At 48.0% G+C, this 22,892-nt stretch carries 21 protein-coding genes; 15 read left to right on the top strand and 6 right to left on the bottom strand.

What is annotated here, in order from left to right; translation table 11 throughout:
• Positions 1-73: 73 nt before the first annotated feature.
• From EI981_RS19675 to EI981_RS19665, 3 genes are all read left to right on the top strand, one after another.
• Complete coding sequence (locus EI981_RS19675; RefSeq protein ID WP_127001064.1) at positions 74-667, top strand: TetR/AcrR family transcriptional regulator; 594 nt, start codon at positions 74-76, stop codon at positions 665-667.
• The gene (locus EI981_RS19670) at positions 648-5,906 is read left to right on the top strand and encodes an NHL domain-containing protein (protein WP_162616221.1); all 5,259 of its coding nucleotides are present in this window, start codon (positions 648-650) and stop codon (positions 5,904-5,906) included. Before EI981_RS19675 ends, EI981_RS19670 begins: the two co-directional genes overlap by 20 nt.
• 605 nt (positions 5,907-6,511) lie before the next feature.
• Entirely contained in the window at positions 6,512-7,141 is a 630-nt protein-coding gene (locus EI981_RS19665) for a hypothetical protein (RefSeq protein ID WP_227011500.1), read from the top strand.
• Between the two features lie 309 nt (positions 7,142-7,450).
• Here EI981_RS19665 and EI981_RS19660 read toward each other — a convergent pair whose 3' ends face one another.
• The 4 genes from EI981_RS19660 to EI981_RS19645 form a co-directional block, all read right to left on the bottom strand.
• A complete protein-coding gene (locus EI981_RS19660; protein ID WP_227011499.1) occupies positions 7,451-8,275 on the bottom strand; it encodes a sensor histidine kinase in 825 nt (274 codons plus the stop codon).
• Between the two features lie 104 nt (positions 8,276-8,379).
• Positions 8,380-9,141, bottom strand: a complete 762-nt coding sequence (locus tag EI981_RS19655) for an ABC transporter permease (protein ID WP_127001058.1) — start codon at positions 9,139-9,141, stop codon at positions 8,380-8,382.
• Positions 9,134-10,057 carry an ABC transporter ATP-binding protein gene (locus tag EI981_RS19650; protein ID WP_127001057.1) on the bottom strand — a complete coding sequence of 308 codons (924 nt, stop codon included), beginning with the start codon at positions 10,055-10,057 and terminating at the stop codon, positions 9,134-9,136. Before EI981_RS19650 ends, EI981_RS19655 begins: the two co-directional genes overlap by 8 nt.
• 80 nt (positions 10,058-10,137) lie before the next feature.
• Complete coding sequence (locus EI981_RS19645) at positions 10,138-10,830, bottom strand: response regulator transcription factor (RefSeq protein ID WP_127001056.1); 693 nt, start codon at positions 10,828-10,830, stop codon at positions 10,138-10,140.
• A 337-nt stretch (positions 10,831-11,167) separates the two neighbouring features.
• On the opposite strand from EI981_RS19645, the gene EI981_RS19640 reads away from it, so the two are divergent.
• Positions 11,168-11,437, top strand: a complete 270-nt coding sequence (locus EI981_RS19640; RefSeq protein WP_127001055.1) for an ACT domain-containing protein — start codon at positions 11,168-11,170, stop codon at positions 11,435-11,437.
• 395 nt (positions 11,438-11,832) lie between these two features.
• Complete coding sequence (locus tag EI981_RS19635) at positions 11,833-13,188, top strand: PFL family protein (RefSeq protein ID WP_227011923.1); 1,356 nt, start codon at positions 11,833-11,835, stop codon at positions 13,186-13,188.
• A gap of 86 nt (positions 13,189-13,274) precedes the next feature.
• Here the strand turns inward: EI981_RS19635 and EI981_RS19630 are convergent, their stop codons facing one another.
• A complete protein-coding gene (locus tag EI981_RS19630) occupies positions 13,275-13,595 on the bottom strand; it encodes a hypothetical protein (RefSeq protein ID WP_227011498.1) in 321 nt (106 codons plus the stop codon).
• Positions 13,596-13,824: 229 nt separating this feature from the next.
• On the opposite strand from EI981_RS19630, the gene EI981_RS19625 reads away from it, so the two are divergent.
• The 10 genes from EI981_RS19625 (at position 13,825) to racE (ending at position 21,786) form a co-directional block, all read left to right on the top strand.
• Positions 13,825-14,709, top strand: coding sequence for an AraC family transcriptional regulator (locus EI981_RS19625; protein ID WP_127001052.1), 885 nt, complete (start codon positions 13,825-13,827; stop codon positions 14,707-14,709).
• 112 nt (positions 14,710-14,821) lie between these two features.
• The gene (locus EI981_RS19620; protein ID WP_127001051.1) at positions 14,822-15,811 is read left to right on the top strand and encodes an N-acetylglucosamine kinase; all 990 of its coding nucleotides are present in this window, start codon (positions 14,822-14,824) and stop codon (positions 15,809-15,811) included.
• On the top strand, positions 15,811-17,115 hold the full coding sequence (locus EI981_RS19615; protein ID WP_127001050.1) for a 6-phospho-beta-glucosidase: 1,305 nt from the start codon (positions 15,811-15,813) through the stop codon (positions 17,113-17,115). The genes EI981_RS19620 and EI981_RS19615 overlap by 1 nt, the downstream gene beginning before the upstream one ends.
• A gap of 244 nt (positions 17,116-17,359) precedes the next feature.
• The gene (locus tag EI981_RS19610; protein ID WP_127001048.1) at positions 17,360-17,950 is read left to right on the top strand and encodes a TetR/AcrR family transcriptional regulator; all 591 of its coding nucleotides are present in this window, start codon (positions 17,360-17,362) and stop codon (positions 17,948-17,950) included.
• Positions 17,951-18,073: 123 nt separating this feature from the next.
• Positions 18,074-18,343 carry a zinc ribbon domain-containing protein gene (locus EI981_RS19605; protein WP_227011497.1) on the top strand — a complete coding sequence of 90 codons (270 nt, stop codon included), beginning with the start codon at positions 18,074-18,076 and terminating at the stop codon, positions 18,341-18,343.
• Positions 18,327-19,151, top strand: a complete 825-nt coding sequence (locus EI981_RS19600) for a hypothetical protein (protein WP_127001046.1) — start codon at positions 18,327-18,329, stop codon at positions 19,149-19,151. Before EI981_RS19605 ends, EI981_RS19600 begins: the two co-directional genes overlap by 17 nt.
• A 173-nt stretch (positions 19,152-19,324) precedes the next feature.
• Entirely contained in the window at positions 19,325-19,612 is a 288-nt protein-coding gene (locus EI981_RS19595) for a Dabb family protein (protein WP_068780358.1), read from the top strand.
• Between the two features lie 28 nt (positions 19,613-19,640).
• The gene (locus EI981_RS19590) at positions 19,641-20,069 is read left to right on the top strand and encodes a DUF86 domain-containing protein (protein ID WP_127001044.1); all 429 of its coding nucleotides are present in this window, start codon (positions 19,641-19,643) and stop codon (positions 20,067-20,069) included.
• Positions 20,070-20,234: 165 nt separating this feature from the next.
• A complete protein-coding gene (locus tag EI981_RS19585) occupies positions 20,235-20,696 on the top strand; it encodes a YtxH domain-containing protein (RefSeq protein ID WP_127001042.1) in 462 nt (153 codons plus the stop codon).
• A 274-nt stretch (positions 20,697-20,970) separates the two neighbouring features.
• Positions 20,971-21,786: a glutamate racemase gene (gene racE, locus EI981_RS19580; RefSeq protein ID WP_193556389.1), complete on the top strand. Its 816-nt coding sequence runs from the start codon at positions 20,971-20,973 to the stop codon at positions 21,784-21,786.
• 125 nt (positions 21,787-21,911) lie between these two features.
• Here the strand turns inward: racE and EI981_RS19575 are convergent, their stop codons facing one another.
• Positions 21,912-22,817, bottom strand: a complete 906-nt coding sequence (locus EI981_RS19575; RefSeq protein ID WP_127001038.1) for a diacylglycerol/lipid kinase family protein — start codon at positions 22,815-22,817, stop codon at positions 21,912-21,914.
• Positions 22,818-22,892: the final 75 nt, after the last annotated feature.

Genomic DNA, 22,892 nt, shown 5'->3' with positions numbered 1-22,892 from the left:
TGACGAAATTTGGGGAAATGATAATATAATACTCTATAGTAATATAATTTTATAAATAGGGAGATTGATAGGTATGGGGCAGAGAGGAAGGAAGAAAGGAGCTAGCGGCGAACAAAGCCGAGGTTTATTGTTAAGCATCGCCACAGAAGAATTTGCCTTGCGAGGATATCACGAGACGAAGGTAAGCAGCATCGTCGAGAAGGCGGGGGTTACCCAACCAACCTTCTATCTTTACTTCGAGAATAAAGATGCGTTGTTTCAAGAATTGGTCCATTTATTTCGTTCCCGGTTAAGTGATTACACCCAGAAAAGCCTCCTCGAACCAGGTATTGCGAAAACATTTATCCGCCAAAGGATTACGGAGGGGCTTACGAATTTCTTCCGGTTTTTTATCGAAGAACCTCATCTGGCCAGTATCGGTTTTTTGGTTGCTCCCCAGGCGGCCGAGATTAAAGACCAATTGACCGATCAGATCCTGGCGAACCTGATTGCCGAGCAGCAGGCAGGCTATTTCCGTAAAGACATGGATATGGGGATCGTTGCGGATAGTCTCGTGGGCATGATGGAACGCTTTATCGCGACACAAAAAGCTCGAACATCTAAAAAGCCAGAGGTTTTGGCGGATGAGGTTGTACGTCTATTTTTATATGGAATTGCTGAGCCATAGAAACTTGCCTTGGGAGGGGAAAAAAATTCGTAAGCAGATCAAAAAGTTAACGGCCAGCGTACTGGCTCTATTATTGATCACATCGGTGGTGCCAGAACTGAACGGAGGAAAAGTCCACGCTGCAAGCGGCTATACCATCAACACGGTAGCAGGCATAGGTACCAACGATTATTCGGGGGATGGGGGATCTGCTGCTTCAGCAGAATTGAATAACCCTAGTGGAGTGGCGGTAGACAGCACTGGAAATCTGTATATTGCGGATTCTTCCAATCACCGGGTCCGAAAAGTCGATGTGTCAGGAAAGATTAGCACGATAGCGGGTACAGGTACCGGCGGCTATTCGGGGGATGGAGGGCCTGCAACATCGGCCCAATTGAATAACCCTTATAGGCTGACATTAGATAGCGTTGGAAATTTGTATATAGTGGACTACTCTAACGACTGCATACGGAAAGTTGATGTATCGGGGAATATCAGCACGGTAGCAGGCGGGAGGGGGAACGGCTATTCGGGGGACGGGGGACCTGCGACATCGGCTAAACTAAGTTATCCGGACGGAGTGGCGGTAGACAGCAGCGGAAATCTGTATATTGCGGATAAAGGCAACCACCGGATTCGGAAAGTCGATACGTCGGGAACCATTAGCACGGTAGCGGGTACGGGAGTTCGCGGCTATTCGGGGGACGGAGGAGATGCCGCATCGGCCCAACTTAACTCCCCGCTTGGAGTGGCAGTTGACAGCAGCGGAAATCTGTATATATCGGATACATTCAATCACCGGGTTCGTAAAGTCGATGCCACGGGAAAGATCAGCACATTAGCGGGTACGGATGGACCGGGCTATTGGGGAGACGGAGTACCAGCGGCCTCGGCTATATTTAACCAGCCCATTGGAATAGCTGTAGACCGTGGCGGAAATGTATATATAGCGGATAGATCCAATTCCCGAATTCGGAAAGTTGATACATCTGGGAATATTAGCACGATAGCGGGTACGGGGCGGTATAACTATTCGGGAGACGGAGTACCGGCGGCCTCGGCAGACTTGAATTGCCCCTACGGCATAGCGGTAGATAGCAGTGGAAACGTGTACATAGCGGATGTTTTTAATAGTCGGATTCGAAAATTAAGCTTGAGTGCACAGACTGTCTCCGCGTTCGCCGGCTCGTCCATCCCCGGAGTTGGTGTAGATGATCCGATCACGCTGACCGTGAAAAATGCGAATGGGTACACAGACACAACGTTTAGCGGAGCGCATGAGGTGACGATATCCGGGTACTTGCCAGCGCCGGATGGCTCCTTTGGCAGCTTGAACGGGACGGCCTTGAGCGCTTCGTCACACACGACCAATGCCACGTTTACAAACGGCGTAGCGACAATCAAGCTGAGGCTAAACAAAGCGGGAGGGCAGACGATCAATATAAGTGTAGCGAGCGTGGCATCACCTGCGGCCAATTCGTTGATCATTACGCCAGTAGCAGGAAGTGCAGCCTCGATGGCGCTAACCACGGACATTAAGGCTCCGGTCAGCAACGGAGGCATGCTCGCCCAGCAGCCTGTCGTCACGCTTCTCGATGCTTACGGCAATACGAGCATAGACGACAGCATTACCGTTGTTACGGTAAAGAAGAAGGACTCGGGGGCCTGGAATCTTACAGGGTCTACTAGGGCAACAGCAAGCTCAGGGATCGTAACTTTTACTAATCTTGGCGCAACGAATGGAGCGGTAGTAACGGGAGCGCAGCTTGGATTTGAAGCGGATGGCTTGCCGCCAATTGAAAGTACGACTGTAACATTACCCTGGGAGGCTCTTGAGGTAACGACTCAGCGTATTGGCGATTTACCGATTGGCACGAAAATTCGCGATAGCAGAGAATGGGGGTATTTCACAGCTGGACCAATCGAAGCGGGATTGTTGGATGCGGTAATATACAAGACGGCGCCGATCAACTGGATTCTCGTAACTAAAGATAGACACGGGCCTGATACCAGCTTGTTCATCTCAGAAGAAATTGTAGCTGAAACGCTTGAAGATACTGGGCAAGAAAAGTTGAATCGCTGGACTCTTTCTCCTGTCCGCCATTGGCTAAGAGAATCATTTTATCCAGCCTTCTCCTCGTCATTCCGCAATGCGATCTCGTTAACGAGTTACCCAAGGTTACTCGATGGCGACTGGCTAGAAGATGAGACATTCTTTATTTTATCGGCTTTAGAATTAATTCCTGTGAACGGTCTACCACAATTCGTCATTCCTTACTTCAATGATGCCAACAACAGAAAGACTAGCGGCAACGAATCGGAGTATCATTGGACTAGATCGCAATATAGCTTTCATAGTAATTATCTAGTCAACAATGCGAATGGGGCAGTTCTTGTTAAGTCTGGCAACTTAAAGGTTGGCATACGGCCAGTAGTTAATTTGAAATCCGATACTCTCGTTGAAGGTCCTTTTATCGACTCAGCTAATGGAAGCGCCTACTATCAACTTGTCCAGGAGCCATATAAAGCGGTAGCTGAGCTTGAATCGCCAGAGTTAAAAGTGGGCTCGGCGGTAAACGTTCTCTTTGAAGTTCATTACGCAGATGGCAGCTTGAATACTTCCTTTAACGAGCTGGCAGAAGTAACACTTGAAGGCTATGCAGCAGCGCCAGATGGGACATTCGGATTTTTTGCAGGCGAGGAATTGGACGGCACACCAAAAACGATTCAGGTGCAATTTACAAATGGAGTCGCTACAGTACCTCTTGTTCTGCATGCAGCGGTACAGCAGACGCTTCAATTTCAAATCAAGGGACTGCTGGAGCCTAATCTGGAGGCCATTGTCGTACAACCTGAATCTGGCGATGGAAAGAAACTAAAGATACAGAGAGATATCTCAGGATTTGACGCGCCAACAGGGCTGTTTGACCCGCAGCCGGTTTTATGGATTGTCGATGATTTTGGCAATGTGAGTGAAAATAGTTCCACGTCGGTTGAGGTATCAAAAAGTGACTCTGGAAACTGGAATTTGACAGGTACGACAGTAAAACAAGCGGAAAATGGAAAAGTGGTTTTCGAAGATCTGGGAGCGAACTATGATAGAGAAATTACTGGCGCCCGACTAAATTTTGCAGCGCCTGTACTTGGATCGGACGGGGATGTTACAAGCGAGGCAGTTACTCTTCCGAGTCCGGTGTTTGTTGACCCGATCAACGGCAGCTTCGATAAGAATCCGGCGAATCAAGAGGATATAACGACGACCGTTACACTGAACGGCAACACATTGCTCAGCATTAAGAACGGTTCGGATGAGCTAGTGGCGAGCGAAGATTATACGCTTGTTGGCAATGTGCTGACGATCAAGAAGGAATACCTGGCTCATCAGGCAGTCGGATCGGTCACCTTGACGTTGACGTTTAGTGCAGGTACACCAAAGCTGCTGGTCATTCCGATCGTGGACACTGAACTCCCGACATGGCCGGAAGGAAGTACACTAACCATCTCAGACATTACACAAACAAGTGTGAAGTTATCTTGGCCCGTTCCGGTAGATAATGACAAAGTAATTAGTTTTCAGATTGCCGTGATCGGGACGGGGGGCAAGGCGGTAAGCGCTAGCGAATACGAAACTAGTATTAATGACTTAACGGCCGATACGGAATATACGTTCCAAGTTAGGGCGTACAGTTTAGGGGGGAAAGAAAGCGAGCCCCTGACTGCAACAGCCAAGACATTACCACAGTCATCGAAACCGGACACCGAAGCGCCGCAATGGCCGGAAGGAAGTGTGCTGACGGTGTCGGACGTCACGCAATCTAGCGTAAAGCTGTCGTGGCCGACAGCGACGGATAACGTCGGTGTGACCGGATATCGGATTTACGTCGATAGCAAGGAGCATAGGACGGTAAGCAGCAGTGTCTATACAATGATGGTTGACGGCTTGAGTGCTGATACAACCTACTCGTTCAAAGTCACGGCTTTTGACGAAGAAGGGAACGAAAGCAAAGCCCTGATTGCTTCTGCTAAGACATCACCACAGCTACCGAACCCGGACACCGAAGCGCCGCAATGGCCGAATAGCAGTGAATTGATTGTATCAGACATCATGCAAACGAGTGTAAAACTGTCATGGTCAACAGCGACGGATAATGACGGAGTTACCGGCTATCGGATATACGTCGATAACAAGGAGCACACGACCGTAACCAGCACCGTATACGCAACCACAGTCAATGGCCTCGCGGCCAATACGACGTATACGTTCAAAGTTACGGCTTTCAACGAAGCAGGTAACGAAAGCATGCCGCTAGCTAAGCAAGCAACGACAGCCCGATCTTCAAGTGGGGGCGGCGGTTCCGGAGGCAGCGCTTCCGGAGGCAGTGGTTCAGAAGGGGGCATCACGTTATCCAGCAACGCTGAACTGGGAGAATTACAGGTATGGGATAAGGATAAGATATTGGACCTCAGCCCATCGTTTACTGTCGGTACGACAAGTTATACAGCTCGAACGGAAGCCGAGCTGGTCGAAATTGCAGTAAAACCAGTGCACTCCGCGGCAAAGGTGATGTTGAAGGATAAAGTGATCGTGGACAGAACCCAGGTCCATCTGGAGGAAGGCGACAATAAACTGGTGCTGATTGTGATGGCGGAGAATAGAAGTGAGAAGGAGTATACGCTGAACATTCGCCGCGAAATACCAAAGCCATCTGAACCGGTCATCCATTTCACAGACATCTCCGGCCACTGGGCAGAAAGCAACATCAAACGCGCCGCGGCGAATGGCATTATAAGCGGTTATCCTGATGGAACGTTCCAACCGAACCTTGCCGTTACCCGGGCCGAGTTTACGGTGATGCTGGCAGGTGCATTGAAATTGGAAGGAGGAAGTTCCTCGATGACGTTCGTCGATCACGCTCAAATCGGCGAATGGGCAACAAGGGCAGTTATGCAAGTGGTGCAAGAAGGGATCGTCAACGGATATGAGGACGGCAGCTTCCGTCCGAGTGCCTACATTACCCGTTCCGAGATGGCAGTAATGATCGCTAGGGCACTTAAGTTACAAAGTAACGTTCAAGCATCGACTGGCTTTGCTGACGACGAAGCGATTCAACAATGGGCAAAGGGTGCGATAGAAGCAATTCACGCGCTTGGCATTGTGGATGGCCGTGGACAGAACCGTTTCGAACCGAATGAAAAGGTGACGCGGGTGGAAGCGACGGTCATGCTACTGCGAATGATAGGACAACAGGAAGAGAAATAAGAAGGATGGGCAAGGCGCTGCCAGCTAATCGGCAGCGCCTATTTTTGCACGATATAGTTTATATCTATTTTATTTTTGGGAATGGGCTGCACGAACATGGTATTCTATGAGTCTCCTATTTAAGTTCACAAGAGAATCTATGAATTGATAAATCCATAAATAAAAACATCAGGAAATTAGTGTTATTATTTGTATATTTTATGTTATTATATTTTTGTTTGAAATTTTAATAAAAGGAAGTGATCCGCCATATGGCACAATGGCTCCCTCCATGGAGCAATTTAATCATGCACGTCAAATGGTTTACGCATCAACAACTATGGCACCCCGAATCCATGTCTAAGGTTATCACCCCCGTTTTTCTCTTCTGGTTGGTATTCACGCTCGCGGCATTGCTTATTGCAGCAATATGCAATGAAAAACTGGAGAAATATCGCATTGTTCACCAATTTCACTTTTTACTTAATAAGTTAAGGCGATTTCAATTGACGATTTTACGTGTAGGTCTTGGCCTTGGTCTCCTCCTTCAACTCTGTACAGGAACCTATATATCCCCAACGTTCGTGTCTAATGATATATGGGTATACCTCTTTCTTATAGTGGCCATGGTGGGACTATTGCACCGCAAGCTGCTCCTCGGTAGTGGCCTGGCAATTACTGTGCTATACATTACTGCCATTGTGAACTACGGAATGTTCCATGTAATGGACTATGTATTCTATGTTGGAATCATCTATTACTTATGCGTCGTTAACACACGATGGTCCCCCTCAATCAATATGGTTCTCTATTTATTTACAGGCTTGTCACTGGCATGGATCGCCATGGAAAAGCTTACGCTACCCGAACTTGCTAACTCCCTCATGATCGAATATCACCTTCCAACTTTGGGTTTTTCCGTTGAACATTTTGTTTTGATTAGCGCCTTCATTGAGCTAGGACTTGCTTGGGCATTTATCGTTGGACTTTTAAATCGATTCTCTGCGTTCTTACTTACGAGTATATTTATCCTTACGACAACCGTATTCGGATTTAAAGAAATCGTTGGACATACCATCGTACATACAATACTGATCTTGTTCATCATTAACGGTAACGATGGGTTCAAGACCCTCTTCAAGTTCCACCGTACCATGACAATGCGTTGCTTATTTGTGGTCATTAATTTCTGTGTATTGTTATTTGGTTTGATGGCCATCTATATCTGGTTAGGGCAATGGAGCTATCACACCTAAAACTTTGTCTGTCTGATACTGTTAAAAGAAGCCATCAACCGAGCGCTACGCATAGGTTAGTGGCTTTCTCTTTAGGACTACGTCTCATTAGAATTTGAAGGGTTTAGAGATATAAAGCCCGCAAAAAATCAAAAACACAGGGCGATCGCACCGAGATGATCTTCCACATGCGCGGAGTAGGTGGTCACCCAGACGATCATTACTTCTACGAATGGCTGGGCCAAGTCCCATCGGCCGCCCGCGGCGGAGGAAACATGAAAAAATGCAAAATCAATTGCAATTACCGAATGTAGTGTCACGCGGTCGGTTTCAATGCCGTTTTACTTTTTTCCAGCGGCAGATGAGCATCAACTTTTCACCGTTCAGTTCGGCCGTCAGCGTACCCCCCATGTTGTTCATCAGGCTTTTGGCGATAGGAAGGCCAAGCCCGGATGTTTGGGCGGATCGAGCACGATCTGCCGTGTAGAACCGATCAAACAAAAGGTTAACGTCACTTCCAGCCAGTTCCCTCGCATCGTTAATAATGGTCAGGTCTACTGTCTCCTGCCGCTGTTCCAACCAGATTTCCACCTGACTGGAAGCATACTTTACCGTGTTGAAAAGTAAGTTCTCAACGACTCTCCGCACAGCCGATTCGTCAGCGTATACGGACGCATTTTCTTCCGGCAGCCGTATGTCAGGTATGATGCCGCGTTCGTTAAAGGAATCGTAAAAATCGACCACAATGTCGGAGATTAGGGCGGTCAATCCAAGCTTTTCGGTTTTCAGCGGGTAATCTGGCGATTCGATCACGGACAGCTCAAAAAAATCGTTTAATAACGCCTGCAAGCGTTTGGTTCGATTTTTTACGACTGCGATGTATTCGAGTTTCTCTTCAGGCGTTATGTTCTCTACCTCCAACAACTGGATATAACCGAAGATAGAGGTTAACGGAGTACGGATATCGTGGGAAATGCTCGCGGCCGCCTGTCGAAATTCGTTTTCGATTCGTTTTCGATGTGCTTTCGCTTCGACGATTAAATGGGACTGACGATTGATTTGCCCGGCAAGCGCTTCGAGCTTTGGATCGAATAGGGCGACGTCGATTTTTTTGCCAGTTACTCCTTCGTTGTAGCTTTGCAATTGTTCCGTCATCCGCCCTAATTCCCTCCTCAGCATTAGTAGGTGGACAAGCAGGAAAGCTGCTGCCGCCATTGATAAGATCGTCAGGACAAGCAGCACTTTCCTCACTCCCATCATTATTTAATATCTTTACGCCGGAATACCAAAATGCCCAGCATAGCACATAAGACAATTGTCAACAACGGCACAAGCAGGAGCGCAGGCCAATCTCCGCTATCGATGCTCGGTTTGCCGATATCCCCAACCAGTTTAAAAATAGAATAATCGTACAACTTGGCAAAGAATTCAACCTTCGAACCTATGCCGGCCAAAACGATATCGATCATTAGAAAGAAAATGATAGAAACCCCGATCGTTTTGCCGCTGTCAGTTAGGATTACAGCAAACATCGCCCCAATGGCCGCGTAGGCCGCTGTATACAGCAGCGTCAGACCCAACACTCTAGGTATGAAAAACACACTACTATCCGCCGGTAAATGACCAAAGCCCGATAGAAACGTAACCTCCACTGTGCTGACGATTGGAAAAACAAGAGAAACCAACATGGCACCGGCTACGAATCCGAAGAGCTTTGCCGTATACAGCCGCCCTCTAGTGTTGCCCGACGAAGCGATCGTTTTCATGATACCTGTAGCATACTCATTGGAAATGAAAAATCCGGCCAACACAGCAACGCCGAATTTGATAGCGTAGGCATTGCTTGCAATAAAGGTGCTCAGAAACTGTGCTCCCGTGAATTGCGGCTCTCCACTGGATTGATGATCAAAATAATATAACAAGGGGTAAGCAAGCGAGACTACTACAAGTGCAATCAGCAACGTCCAGAACGATCTGTTCTTGCGAAGCTTAAAAAACTCGGCTCTGATCAGATTATACATGCGGACTACCCCCAATCCGCTTTGTGAAATAACTTTCCAAGTCTTCCCCCATGGGCGTAAACTTCTCAACTTCCAGACCCGCAGAGAAAAGCACAGAAGAAATTTTACCAGGCTGCTCAATATGGTTATACAATTTGATGGCTCCATCCTGCATCACTTCGAAATCGGTTGTGCCCAGATGGTTCTGAATAACGGCTGCTGCCATGCCAGGATCATTTACTTTAATATACACATACTGCCGACATTTTCCGTCCAACTCTTGGGCGGTAAGCTGCTCCAATAGCCGGCCACCGTGAATGATGCCATAATGACTTGCCATCAAATGCAACTCGCTTAGGATATGGCTTGAGATTAGGATCGTCATGCCGAGCTCCCGATTTAATTTCTTGAGCAGCTCCCGCATTTCAATAACGCCCATCGGATCCAATCCATTCGTCGGCTCATCCAAAATGAGGAGTTCTGGATCCCCCAGCAAGGCGACTGCCAAACCCAGCCTCTGCTTCATGCCGAGTGAAAAATTTTTCGCTTTTTTCTTTCCGGTTCCTTCCAACCCTACCTGCTTGAGCATTCTGGGAACGCAATCTTTGCCGGGAATACCGCGTAGAATCCGGTTCGCCTCCAGATTCTCGCTGGCGGTCATATGAGGAAACAAAGCAGGGCTCTCAATAATAGAGCCGATTCGTTTGCGAGCCTGGATTAAAGCCTTCTCTTCGCAGGCACCGAACAGCTCAATCGATCCCTCGGTCGGAAAGGCAAGTCCCGTTATAAGGCGGATCAACGTTGATTTTCCAGCTCCGTTTTGTCCAATGAACCCATAAATCGAGCCTCTCCGAATGGACAAATTAACTTTGTCCAGCGCTTTATGGTCTTTGAACTTTTTGGATAGCTGGTTTGTTTTTAATACATACTCCTGCATCTTCTTGGCCTCCTTTATCTGATAGACCAAGTATAGAAATCAAAACATAAGTAGACCTAAAGCCAAAACTTAAGAATGTCTTAAGACTTTAGCCGGTATCCCATGCCCCATACCGTTTCGATAAAATCGCTTTGCGGAGCAGCTTTTAACAGCTTGCTGCGCAAATTGCTCATATGAACATTGATGATGTTGTCGTCGCCATAGAATGGCTCCTGCCAAACTCTTTCGTACAGATTGGATTTCGTGAATACCTTCATCGGTGCCGACAATAGCAACGAAAGAATCTGAAATTCTCGCGCTGTTAGAGTCAGTTCAGCCCCATCTGCTGTAACCGACATGGCGTCCCGATCAAGTACAAGCCCTTTATGCTGCAGCACATTAGACAAAACCGGTTGTGGAATTCGCGCATACGTACGCAGATGGGAATCGATTCGCGCAGATACTTCCTCTACATCGAATGGTTTCGTAATAAAATCGTCCGCTCCCCCGCGCAGGACAGACACTTTGGTCTTCGGCTCGTCTTTGGCCGAAATGATAATAACCGGCATATCGTCACGTCTGTCGATCCGTTCGAGCAGTTCTTCTCCTGTCATGCCCGGCAGCATCAAATCAAGAAGCAACATGCTCCAACGGCGCTGCCCCAGGTAGAGAAGCGCCTCTGTTCCGGAGTAAGCCGGCTGAGGGATATAACCGCTTTTCTTTATAATGCTGCAAAGCAATCGACTGATATCATTATCGTCCTCGGCAACGAGAATATGTATCGGATTGTTCATTAGTTACTCCTTTGTTAACTATAAAAAAATCGGTCAGCTTCATGTTTCTATTGTATGAATCGATATTACCATCGGATCTCCACTAGTTCCAGAATATTTATAGAATGAAAGAAAAAAAACAGCATCTCTTCCGTTTGTGTTAGATTTTGGTGGACCTCTTTCTTCGATATGGGGATCAATCATTGACTTGATTAGACTTATAAAGATTCTTTCTTGCGATAAAAATGATCTTGAGTTCAAGTGTAAGAAACTTAATATCGCAAAATCCTATGTTGTAAGAAATTAAAGATTAAATATACAATAGAACATAATTTGATACTCGAAAGGATAGAAGACGATGAGAGCTGTTATTACGGTTACTGGAAAAGATACGGTAGGAATTCTAGCGCGTGTAAGTACGCTGTGCGCAAAATACAATGCGAATGTAATTGAAGTGAGCCAGACCGTGCTTCAAGATATGTTCGCTATGATTATGATGGTGAATATTGATCAAATTAATTGCAAACTGCATGAACTGGTGGATATTATGCGCACAGAGGGTGAGCAACACGGTCTCGTCATTCAGGTGATGCATGAGGATCTATTCAACTCCATGCACCGCATTTAGAGGAAGTTCAAAAAGTTCCGCTTTTGATAAGAAAACCGATCGAAGTCATTCAAGGATGAGCGACCGCGATCCAGAGGTAGGTTTTCTTGCGATATAGAATTCCATCAGTTCCACTGATAACGTATAAATTCTATATCTAACACGAAGTAAATCAAGAAGTAATTCGGCATCGAATCTTGAATTCAGCCGGGTCTAAGCACATGCTTACGAAGTCATGTTTCCTACGGAACATCTCAGGTGCTCACGTACCCACTACGTACGCTGCGCTCCTCAGACCCTAGCTTCATCCAACCTTCTCGATGCTGAAAACCGGACCTTTTTGAACATGAGTTAATTGAATTTGGAACTTAGCAGTAGCAATATTCTAATCAAGGCTGAAGGGAATGTACCTGATGATAAATTCGAAAGAAGTACTAGAGACGATTCATATGATCCAGGATCAGCACCTGGATATCCGTACGATAACGATGGGAATTTCCTTGCTGGATTGCGCGGACCCGGATATTGAGAAGAGCTGTGACAAAGTGTACGCAAAAATAACACGACTGGCCCGCGATTTGGTCAAGACGGGTGAAGATATTGAGAAGGAATACGGAATTCCGATCATTAATAAGCGTATCTCGGTAACGCCAATTTCCGTTCTGGTTGCTGCGAGCGGCGGTGATCCGGTGTTGTACGCGAAGACGCTTGACCGTGCAGCGAAGACCGTTGGCGTCAACTTTATTGGCGGATATTCAGCCTTGGTGCAAAAGGGCTTTGCGGCGGGCGACCGAGCTCTGATCGAATCTATCCCACGGGCCTTGAAAGAGACCGAGCATGTATGCTCATCCGTGAATATTGGTTCGACCAAAGCGGGGATTAATATGGATGCCGTGGCTCTCATGGGCGATATTGTTCGGCAGTGTGCGGAACTAACAGCAGACCAGGACTGCTTCGGAGCCGCCAAGCTGGTTGTGTTCTGCAACGCCGTTGATGATAATCCATTTATGGCGGGGGCATTTCACGGCGTAGGTGAGGGCGATGTCGTGCTTAACGTTGGCGTATCCGGCCCGGGTGTTGTACGAGCTGCGGTAGCTAGTGCACCCGATGATTTCGATTTGACCCAAATCGCTGAAATTATTAAGAAGACAGCGTTCAAGATTACGCGGATGGGACAGCTTGTAGGTACCGTGGCAAGTGAACGGCTTGGCGTTCCGTTTGGTATCGTGGATCTCTCCTTGGCTCCGACCCCGGCGATCGGCGATTCGGTAGCCCACATTCTCGAAGAGATCGGCTTGGAGTCCTGCGGGGCTTACGGAACGACTGCGGCGTTAGCGCTGCTGAACGATGCCGTGAAGAAAGGCGGCGTCATGGCTTCCTCACGGGTCGGCGGATTGTCGGGCGCATTTATCCCGGTGTCCGAGGATGCGGGGATGATCTCGGCGGTGCGCGAGGGTGCGCTCGGTCTAGAGAAGCTGGAGGCGATGACTGCGGTATGTTCGGTAGGATTAGATATGATCGTAATCCCTGGCGATACGCCAAGTGAAGTCATTGCTGCGCTGATTGCCGATGAGGCGGCAATTGGTATGGTCAACTCGAAGACGACGGCAGTGCGGGTAATCCCTGCGATCGGCAAGAAAGAGGGAGAAGAGCTGGAATTCGGCGGACTGTTCGGAACCGGCCCGGTTATGAAGGTGAATACATTCTCACCATTCAAATTCATCAAGCGTGGAGGTCAAATTCCGGCACCGCTGCAAAGTCTGAAGAATTAAACGGATCAGAACGATTCTATTGATTAAAACAGCAGGACAGGAGCAGATTTCGCTCTTGTCCTGTTGTTTTTTACTCTGACGAATCATTATCCTCCGCTCTCGTACAAGACACTAATAATTTTGGCGGTCGGAACAAGGATGTGCCGCTGCTGGTCATCTTCGATCTCTAGTGAGTCGTCAGCGACAGCAATCAAGGTGCCGCGCACAATGGTATCATGAAGACGGATCGTCATGTACTGCCCGATTACATCGTTCAATCGGTTTCTTGTGTCCTGATTCGGAAATGTTGCGAAAGCCAGGGCCTGCTCCAGGTGATCGATTCTAACGCTCAGAAGGGATAGAGAAGCTTCCAATATCTGAATGCGTTTTCGGTCTGGTAATTTGAACAATAAGCGTAGAATCCCCATCATATATTCACCCCTTGTCTAGAAATATCTCCTTAGTAGGAGACAAAATATCATATGTTCATAGTTTGATAGAGTTCGAACAAGCGTATATGAAAAATAAATAATTGCTGATTATACTCAGGTATTATTGTGCTTGGCAGATAGATATGATTCAATCAAGTAAAGAGTACTTATTGACCGGATGAGTTTATAAGAAATCTATTAAAGCTTTCAAAAGGAGGGATATCCGATGAAACTGACATCCTCGCTCTCTATTAAACCGGATGAGATCGTTCTGCCCGCGCGTCTGCCGCTATCTGTCTCGACCTCGCTCGGGGTTTCTCCGTCATTTCAGCGGCTGCATTGGCACCGGGCTCTGGAGATCAACTGGATTACAAAGGGTAGCGGCACCTATGTCATTAATGGGCAGGATTATCCTTTTGTTGAGGGAGATCTATTCCTGATTGATTCTCATGATCTACACCGGGCGTATGAAGGGACCGATCTGGAGATGGTGATCATCATGTTCGAGCCCGTATTTCTTGGTTCGGAGTACAAATACGATCATGATATACTCCTTCCTTTCCGCCAAATGGGCAATCCGCTCTCCAATCATATATCCCAGGAACACCCGGCTGCGCAGCAGCTTGGACAATATGTGATGAGAATGTATCAGGAATACCAGGGGAAGGGGCGCTCTTATGCCTCGGCGATCCGCGGCTGGCTGCTTCTCTTCCTGACGGAAATGAATCGTTCCATCCATACTGGACAAGGCGAACAGAGCCGGGCGGTCGTGAAGCATCTGGAACAGGTCAGACATGTTGTTCAGGTGATGGAAGCGAAGCTGGCTTACCCATGGACCTTGAAGGAATTGGCGGATGAAGCACATTTAAGCCCGTCGCGGTTTAGTGCCCTGTTTTGCCAGATCGTGGGTACGTCGCCGATGAAATACCTGGTCCAGCTGCGAATTGATCACGCCGTGGGTCTGCTGGAGCAGGATGATCTTAGCATTCTCGAAATTGCTGAAGCTAGCGGGTTCCGTAACCTCTCCAACTTCAATCGCCTGTTCCTGGGACAGACAGGAACGACCCCTTCAGTGCTGAAGAGACGGCTGCATGGCGAGGAAGTGCAGTAAGTTTCTATAGGGTGAGTTTATGTTTTAGTAAGATAGTATTAAAAATGAGGACTATTGCAGAAGAAATGCGACAGTCCTTTTTAGTATGCTTAAGAAGAAGGAGAGATGCCAGATGAACTACTACTTGGGCGTTGACGCCGGGGGCAGCAAGACACATTGCCTGCTCGTCAATGCGAAGGGGGAGACCCTTGGCAGAGGAGCAAGCGGAAATGGGAATCATCAGACCGATCCCCGGAATGCGGGCCGTAACATCGCATCTGCATGCAACCAGGCGCTGCGTGAAGCAGGATTATCTGTTCACGACATTACTCATGCTTTTTTTGGATTGGCGGGAGCGGATCGGGAGGCGGATTACCGCATTCTTCGTCCCATGATCGCCGAATTGAATTTTCCCGATCACTCTATCGCATGCGATACGATGATTGCCATGCGTGCGGGGAGTGAGCATCCCTACGGAGCGGTTATTATTAGCGGTACAGGCTTTAATGCAGCGGCCAGGAACCGCGCCGGTGAAGAATTGCAATACGGTGGGTTTGGCTTCCTGTTTGGAGACGGACAAGGCTCTGGACGGGATCTAGCCAATTTTGCGTTTCGTTCAGCCGTCCGTGCCTGGGATCGCCGCGGCAAATCGACGCTGCTAACAGACCTGGTTCTGCAGGCGAGCGGGTTTGCTACTGTGCCGCAAATGCTGGATGCAGTTCTAGACGGGGAGTACATCCCTCCATTAGAGCTTGCCAAGCTTATGTTCGAAGCGGCGGAGCAGGGAGATGAAGTAGCGATTTCTATTCTCGTTGAACAGGGTGTAGAGCTTGGTAATGCAGCGTCCGCTCTGATTGTCAGACTGGGAATGGAGCAAGAGGAATTTAATGTTGTGCTTGGAGGGAGCATCCTCTCTAAAGTGCGCACGGACATTATGCGTGATGCGATCAAGCGGCGAATCACCCTTACCGCGCCGAGAGCGACGATCACGCAGATTACGATGGACCCGGTCGCCGGCGCTGTGCTTAGTGCCATGGATCGGAATGGGCAGGAGATCAGCCCGCAGGTGAAGCATAATTTAAGCCAGATTTCTTTTTCAGATTTGAAAGGAGAGGTACAGTGATGAAGACACAACATGGAATTAAGGTGGCTGTCATTGGTGGAGGTTCGTCCTATACGCCTGAATTAGTCGAGGGACTGCTGAAGAGCTACGAGGAAATGCCAATTGCTGAACTATGGCTGGTTGATATTGAGGAAGGCAAGCACAAATTAGAGATCGTTGGCAATTTGGCCAAACGGATGGTTAAGAAATCAGGTCTTCCCATTGAGGTGCACTTGACACTGGATCGGCGTGAGGCAATTAAGGATGCTGATTTCGTCTCAACACAGATCCGCGTAGGGCTGCTAGAAGCTAGGAAGCTTGATGAGCACATCCCGATCTCACACGGGGTAATCGGTCAGGAGACGACCGGCCCGGGTGGCATGTTCAAAGCGCTGCGTACAGTTCCGGTCATTCTCGATATTTGCCGTGATATTGAAGAGCTGGCACCGAATGCTTGGATGCTCAATTTTACGAATCCGGCGGGTATGATTACGGAAGCCGTTACTAAATATTCACGGGTACGCTCCGTAGGATTATGTAATTCTCCGATCAATTTCAAGAAATTCCTGGCGGAAGCCTATCAAGTGGATGAGAGTAAGGTACTACCTGAATTTGTTGGTATTAATCATCTGCACTGGGTAACCTCGGCATTAGTTAACGGCAAGGAACGGATGCCGGAATTGTTGGCAGGTAAGGGAGAGTACTCGGCCAAGAACGTGCCAACGCTTGGCTGGGATCCGGAGTTCCTGCAATCGTTGGGTGCGGTCCCAACCTACTACCTCAAGTATTACTACATGATGAATGAAATGTTCGATGAGATGAAGGAATCACTGGAGAAGAACGGAACCAGGGCCGATGTGGTGAGCCGCGTAGAGAAAGAATTATTCGAACTGTATGCTAACGAGGAATTGGAAGAGAAGCCGAAGCAATTAGAGCAAAGAGGCGGGGCATTCTACTCGGAAGCCGCTGTACATCTCATGAGATCGCTCTACACAGGCCGCAATGATATTCAGACTCTAAACGTGGCGAACAACGGAATATTTGACTTCTTGCCGGATAACGCCAGCATTGAAGTGAACTGCGTAGTAACCTCTGAGGGACCGATTCCACTCGTGCCGCAGCATATTCCAGAGCATGTCAAAGGACTGCTACATGCAGTGAAGACTTACGAAAGCCTGGCGATCGACGCGGCGGTCAGTGGGGATCGCGGTCTAGCTCTGCAGGCGATGGCTCATCATCCGTTGGTGCCGTCTGTCTCTGCAGCCAAGGTGTTGCTCGATGAAATGCTCGAAGCGCATCGCCAGTATCTACCGAATTTCTTCTAATCCGAAATACGAGAGAGACTGGTTTGGTTCAGGGTAAGAGCCTTTTGCAGAAATTCCGCTTCAGGTACGAAGCGGTAATTAAATAAATATAGGTCGGCATCAAAAAACCTGGTTGCATGATAAAGACCAGGTTTTTTCCTATCCGAAAGACACATGGACATGAAGCTTTCCCAGGAAGCATTTGACAAAAGAAGGAGGAGTGGGTTATTATGAGTTAAAAGTCAATGAGTGGTGAATCAATGAAATGACTAAGACGCGTCGCCAGCTCCAAAAGGAGCAAACGAGAAAACATTTAATAGAGACTGCCTTCAGGCAATTTGCACAGCACGGCTTCATCACGGTCAGAACTGCCGATATTGCCCAAGCAGCGCAAGTATCCCATGGCACAGTTTTTGCCCATTTTGCGACACAGGAAGCGTTGTTTAATGCTGTCATTGAAGAATTTGGCCTGCGGATTTCAAGAAGACTTCATGAACTGGCAGTCGGCAACCGTGGATTGCGGGAGGTGCTGGAAGCCCATCTCAAGGGCTTAAGGGAATTTGAAGCCTTTTATACCCGCTGGGTGGTTGAAAGCCGGGTGCTCCCCGATAGCACAAGGGACACCTTTACCATTGTTCAATCGACTATCTCCTTCCATATCAGCCAGGCGGCTGAGCGGGAAATGGATGCGGGCGAGCAGATCCCGATTCCTGTACACCTGCTGTTTAATACCTGGATCGGATTGCTTCACTACTATCTGGCAAACGACGATCTTTTTGCTCCCGAAGGATCTGTACTGGAACGGTACGGCCAGGAACTGCTGGAACATTTTATGCGTTTAATCAAGGCCCGTTAGCCGGAGAAAAAGCAAGAAAACTTTCAAAAGGCTTCAACCCGTTTGCTGCCTTGCAGAGCAAGGCAAAATTCATGGTCGTTAACAATAAGATCTAATCCCATCCCTAACGGATGGGGAGAGAGGATGGACAGAATGAAAATCTGTGTTGCTTGCGGTATGCCAATGACAGAAGTTGCTGATTTTGCATTGGGGGATGTCGAAAAAGATTATTGCGTGCATTGTATGAGGCCCGATGGAACCATGCAGTCTTATGAAGAAAAGCTGGATTCCCTGTCCGCTTTAATCGTTAGAACTCAGGGGCTGGACCAAGGGGTTGCCCGCAATGCGGCCAGAAATATGATGGCCCGGCTGCCCGCATGGAAGGTGGACGAAGCTGATGAAGGAACAGACTGATATCCTTGAAGAAATAATCCCTATGCTGGCTATTAAGACAAATTTTAAAGAAATTGAGGAGTTGCTGTGTGCGAATTCCAATTTGCCGGGTCCACGGGGAAATCTGACGCTGGCCTATAATTTTGCTGCCTGCTTTCAAGGGGAAAATCTCTCAGATGATTTACTGGACTTACTCATCCGCTGGGTGAATATCCCGGAAGCGGAAGCTCCGGCTAATCATCCGCGGGAATATCTGCCTTTCTGCGGTATTCTGTCGCTGGGTGCCCATTATTGTTATACCAATAAGGAGACCCAACACCTGATTCTGTACCAGTTCAAGAGCGCTATGAATGACAAGCGGTGGAGGACCAGGGAGGGGGCGGCAATGGGGCTGCAGCTTATTGCGGAGAATAATTTTCCTGCCATAAAAGAGTACTTTATACGGTGTTATCCCGATGCAAGTTACCTTGAGAAAAGGGCGTTTGTTGCCGCTTTGGCGCATCCTCCTATTCTTCATCATAAAGAAATCGCCCGCTTCAGCTTAAAGATGGGCGGCGATATTCTGGCTGATTTTGCTGCTTCAGATCCGTTAGACCGTCGCTCAGAGCATTTCGCTGTGTTGTCCAAAGGACTTCAATATGCACTCAGCGTATTCGTCGAGGCGTTGCCGGAGGAAGGTTTTGCTTTATTGAAGGAATATGCCGTTGTGAGGCATCCGGAAGTGGATAAAATTCTCCGCTCCAATTTGAGCAAATCCCGTTTAACCAAAAAATACGCCCCACAGGTGGCGGAGGTTCTGGCGATCATGGAAGCGCGGGGGCGTTGTTAATTTCCGTGCGATGAGCTACCTTCATATTTCCTTGATATGACGAGTAGCCTTTCATGTAGCTGGGGGTTATGTTATATTTTGTGAAGAAGTGTTTCTATCACGAACAAGGGAATGTACTAGATTATAGCTTTATTTTGAATTACCTCTTATAGAACATGCAAAGGAGGGTTTACATGATCAAGCATATTGTTCTGTTTAAATTGAAGGACTCTTCACCGGAGAGCATCCGGGTGACGGAAGGAGTGCTGCGTGGACTGGAAGGAAAGGTAGAGCAGTTACGGTCGCTGGAAGTCGGAGTGGACGTTGTGAAGTCACCTCGTTCCTATGATATCGCGCTGATCGCAACCTTTGATTCGCTGGAAGATCTGCAGGGCTATCAGGTGCATCCGGAGCATAAGAAAGTGATCGAGCATATGAACGAAGTACGCGAGAGCCAGGTAGCTGTAGATTTTGAATTCTAACAAATCGATAAGGCATGGAGGTTAGCGCATGTATTATGTGAACCGGGAGCAAATCGAACGGAGATTGGACGTTATCCCTGAGATTCTACAAGTATTCACACTAGCAAATACGAATCCAGGAGAGCACTTGCTGGCCCGTTATGCGGAGGAGAGGGCCATTCATTTGGCCATCGAGGTCGTAACGGATGTCGGCAGTTATTTGATCGATGGCTTTATCATGAGGGATGCGAGCAGCTATGAGGATATCGTTGATATTATGATGGACGAGCAGGTCGTTGACAAGGAACTAGGCAACATTCTTACGAAGTTAGTACGTCTGCGCCGCCCTCTCGTACAGAGTTATTTCGATTGGGACAGATCTGGCGGGCATGAGCTGGTTCAGTACCTTCATGAAGCATTGACTTCATTTGCAAATAAGGTTCGCAGCTATTTGGATCAAGAAGCGATACCTTCTTGACAGGCTGGCAAAAAAATAGGCGGTAATTTGTGACGGGCCAAGCTACATCTGCTTATAATGAGATTAATTATATAGGCATTCGCCCTAATAGCTGAAAGGAGGCTGCCTTTCTTCGGGAAAGTCGAATCGGCTGTTAGTGCAATATACGATAAGGAGAGATGGATTATGAGTAAAGGGAATAAAGGCTGGATTTGGGGCGCAGCAATCGGTACGATCGTAGGTTCAGTTACAGCGCTGTTGTTTGCTCCGAAGGCAGGACGGGAACTGCGCAAGGATATCGCGGACGGTGCGCGCCAAGTCGGTGAAAAGACACAAGAGGTGGCAGGTAAGGTGTCCGAGCAGGGTGCTCAATTGGTTGATAAGGTTAAGAAAACAACAGGCGATCTAGTCGAGGATTTCCAAGAATGGCGTGGGAGTAAATCTGACGGGAGCGTTGAAGTGCGTGTGTCATCTGTAGCCGATGACGAAGACCCTCTGCTGTTGGAGACCGCTGTAATCGGCGTTGCCGAGGATACAGAGCAAGCGGTGGCTGCCACAGAAGAGATTGGTGAATCCGTTGCTGAAGAAGTCGGGGATACGGTTGAGGAAGTCGTTAAGGAAGTCAAAGATGAAGTAGAGGAAGCTTAATTCCGTTCAGACCGAGCTAAGCCAAGTTCTAGTGGATTGTAAACTCGCCTATTCAGGGTTAAGAGACAGCATTTGGCTTGTTACGAGATCTTAATACTTAATAGGAGCAAGAGGACCCGATTTCAGGGTCTTTTTTTTCGTGTAGAGGTGTGCTGAGGCCTGATCTGCATCCTTGTACCATCCTTGAAATTACGCTAATATTTAGGTACGCTTTATGCAAGGCAGTCATAAAGTAACGAGTAGAGAAATAATACTAATAAACAAAGGAAGCGGTATGTTCGTGCAGCAAGCCATCGCAATATTAGACTCGGGCGTCGGAGGACTCACCGTCGTCAAGGAAGTCATGAGACAGCTTCCTAGAGAAAAGATTATTTATTTTGGAGACACCGCGCGTGCTCCCTATGGTCCGCGTACACCTAAAGAGGTAAGCTCCTTCACGGAGCAGATTGTTGATTTTCTGATTCAATTTGATCCTAAAATGATTGTCATCGCCTGTAATACCGCCACTGCGGCGGCTCTGGAATATATCAAAGGAAAGGTGAATATTCCTGTAATCGGTGTAATTCATCCTGGAGCCCGTGCGGCTATCAGTGCTACCAAGACAGGGCAGATTGGAGTCATTGGCACTATAGGTACGATCCGTAGCGGAGCTTATATAGCGGCTCTCAAGGAATTAAATCCAGGTGTAGAAATCGTAAGCAAGGCGTGTCCAACGTTGGCACCTCTGGTTGAGCAAGGGCGATATGATACGCCAGAAGCCCTGGGGCTTGTGCGGGACTCTCTTACGGAGATCAGACATTATTCACTTGATTGTCTCATCCTCGGCTGTACCCATTACCCATTTCTCAAGCAGGAGATCAAACAGGTCATGGGGCCGAGCGTTAAGCTGATCAGTTCCGCCGATGAGACGGCGCGAGAGATCAGCACGATTCTGTATCAGAAAGACAGCCTGGCAAAAGGGAATGAAATCCCGATTCATCAATTTTTCTGCAGCGGGGACCCGGAAATTTTCCGTAAAATAGCTTTACAATGGTTAGGAGAACAAATTGAGTTAACGCCGATTGTATGGCAAGTATCGAACCCTTCTTAACGAGCAAAAAAAACCTTTGGATGGCTATAACCATCCAAAGGTTTTTTGCTCAAAGCGCGTTCAAAGGGAACGGTTTTCAGCACCGAGAAGGTTGGATGAAGCTAGGGTTGAACAACCTTTAAAAGTTATTTTGGGAGTGGGCACATTACCATGAGAGCACCCGGATCAGCCGAAACAGATAGAGGCGTAGAAGCAATCTGCTCTCCATCTCCGAGCGCCAGCCGGGAAAGCGAGCTATGGACCGAGATATGTCTGCCGCGCATCATTGTCACGAAAGGAAGCCGTGTATGCTTGCCGAACAGCAGAGTTGGAAACAGCATCAGAAGCTGCAGCTTGGAGCAATCATGAACGATGCAAATGTCCAGCATACCGTCATCTGGTTTCGCTTCTGGGCAGATCGTCAGCCCTCCACCATAGCTGATCACATTGTTGACCGCGGTCAGCCAGGCCGAAGAATAGTTATGAATAACTCCGTCACATTCTACAGTAAGATCGGCTGGGCGGAAGGTGAGTAAGGTATGAAATACGCCAATGACGTAGGCCAATCTTCCAAAACCTAAGGAGTTACATATCTTCTTATAACGGCTTTTATTGACATTATCCGCAACCTCGGCATCGAAGCCGACAGCCAGTGCGGTTAACGTGCTGCGGCCCGTTGTTGAGATGAGATCGGCAATTCTCGGCAATCCCTGCAGCATTGTATCAACAGCTGCCGGTATCTTCTTGGGAATACCGAATCCTCGGGCGGTATCATTGCCGGAGCCTGCCGGGAAGACAGCCAGCGGAATTCCAGTTGCGCGCAGCGCAGGCAAGAGACTGTGGATCGTACCGTCTCCGCCTACAACACCAACTGCTTTCCATTCTACAGGAGATGCCAATTGCTCCTTGAGATAAGCTTGGGCTCCTTCAGCACTCTCGGTAAATTGATATTCGTAAGTTACTCCTTTATTATCAAGGATCTGACTAATTTCTCGCCAGACCCGTTTCCCTCCCCCATTGCCTGAGCGTTGATTCACGATAAATAAGTACATGATAGTTCCTCCATACGCAGGTCGTTCTATACAGGTAATTCACACAAGAATAGATGCGTTCCCCAAAGTTCTCAT

The sequence above is a fragment of the Paenibacillus lutimineralis genome, assembly GCF_003991425.1.
Classification (GTDB): Bacteria; Bacillota; Bacilli; order Paenibacillales; family Paenibacillaceae; genus Fontibacillus; species Fontibacillus lutimineralis.
Note: the sequence above shows the minus strand (reverse complement) of the source record. Positions and strands in the feature narration are given on the sequence as shown.

What these genes read in the sequence shown, in the direction of transcription:
- EI981_RS19675 (WP_127001064.1), top strand. Translation starts at nt 74, where the DNA reads ATGGGGCAGAGAGGAAGGAAGAAAGGAGCTAGCGGCGAACAAAGCCGA.
- EI981_RS19670 (WP_162616221.1), top strand. Translation starts at nt 648, where the DNA reads ATGGAATTGCTGAGCCATAGAAACTTGCCTTGGGAGGGGAAAAAAATT.
- EI981_RS19665 (WP_227011500.1), top strand. Translation starts at nt 6,512, where the DNA reads ATGGTGGGACTATTGCACCGCAAGCTGCTCCTCGGTAGTGGCCTGGCA.
- EI981_RS19660 (WP_227011499.1), bottom strand. Translation starts at nt 8,275, where the DNA reads ATGACGGAACAATTGCAAAGCTACAACGAAGGAGTAACTGGCAAAAAA.
- EI981_RS19655 (WP_127001058.1), bottom strand. Translation starts at nt 9,141, where the DNA reads ATGTATAATCTGATCAGAGCCGAGTTTTTTAAGCTTCGCAAGAACAGA.
- EI981_RS19650 (WP_127001057.1), bottom strand. Translation starts at nt 10,057, where the DNA reads ATGCAGGAGTATGTATTAAAAACAAACCAGCTATCCAAAAAGTTCAAA.
- EI981_RS19645 (WP_127001056.1), bottom strand. Translation starts at nt 10,830, where the DNA reads ATGAACAATCCGATACATATTCTCGTTGCCGAGGACGATAATGATATC.
- EI981_RS19640 (WP_127001055.1), top strand. Translation starts at nt 11,168, where the DNA reads ATGAGAGCTGTTATTACGGTTACTGGAAAAGATACGGTAGGAATTCTA.
- EI981_RS19630 (WP_227011498.1), bottom strand. Translation starts at nt 13,595, where the DNA reads ATGGGGATTCTACGCTTATTGTTCAAATTACCAGACCGAAAACGCATT.
- EI981_RS19625 (WP_127001052.1), top strand. Translation starts at nt 13,825, where the DNA reads ATGAAACTGACATCCTCGCTCTCTATTAAACCGGATGAGATCGTTCTG.
- EI981_RS19620 (WP_127001051.1), top strand. Translation starts at nt 14,822, where the DNA reads ATGAACTACTACTTGGGCGTTGACGCCGGGGGCAGCAAGACACATTGC.
- EI981_RS19615 (WP_127001050.1), top strand. Translation starts at nt 15,811, where the DNA reads ATGAAGACACAACATGGAATTAAGGTGGCTGTCATTGGTGGAGGTTCG.
- EI981_RS19610 (WP_127001048.1), top strand. Translation starts at nt 17,360, where the DNA reads ATGACTAAGACGCGTCGCCAGCTCCAAAAGGAGCAAACGAGAAAACAT.
- EI981_RS19605 (WP_227011497.1), top strand. Translation starts at nt 18,074, where the DNA reads ATGGACAGAATGAAAATCTGTGTTGCTTGCGGTATGCCAATGACAGAA.
- EI981_RS19600 (WP_127001046.1), top strand. Translation starts at nt 18,327, where the DNA reads ATGAAGGAACAGACTGATATCCTTGAAGAAATAATCCCTATGCTGGCT.
- EI981_RS19595 (WP_068780358.1), top strand. Translation starts at nt 19,325, where the DNA reads ATGATCAAGCATATTGTTCTGTTTAAATTGAAGGACTCTTCACCGGAG.
- EI981_RS19590 (WP_127001044.1), top strand. Translation starts at nt 19,641, where the DNA reads ATGTATTATGTGAACCGGGAGCAAATCGAACGGAGATTGGACGTTATC.
- EI981_RS19585 (WP_127001042.1), top strand. Translation starts at nt 20,235, where the DNA reads ATGAGTAAAGGGAATAAAGGCTGGATTTGGGGCGCAGCAATCGGTACG.
- racE (WP_193556389.1), top strand. Translation starts at nt 20,971, where the DNA reads ATGTTCGTGCAGCAAGCCATCGCAATATTAGACTCGGGCGTCGGAGGA.
- EI981_RS19575 (WP_127001038.1), bottom strand. Translation starts at nt 22,817, where the DNA reads ATGTACTTATTTATCGTGAATCAACGCTCAGGCAATGGGGGAGGGAAA.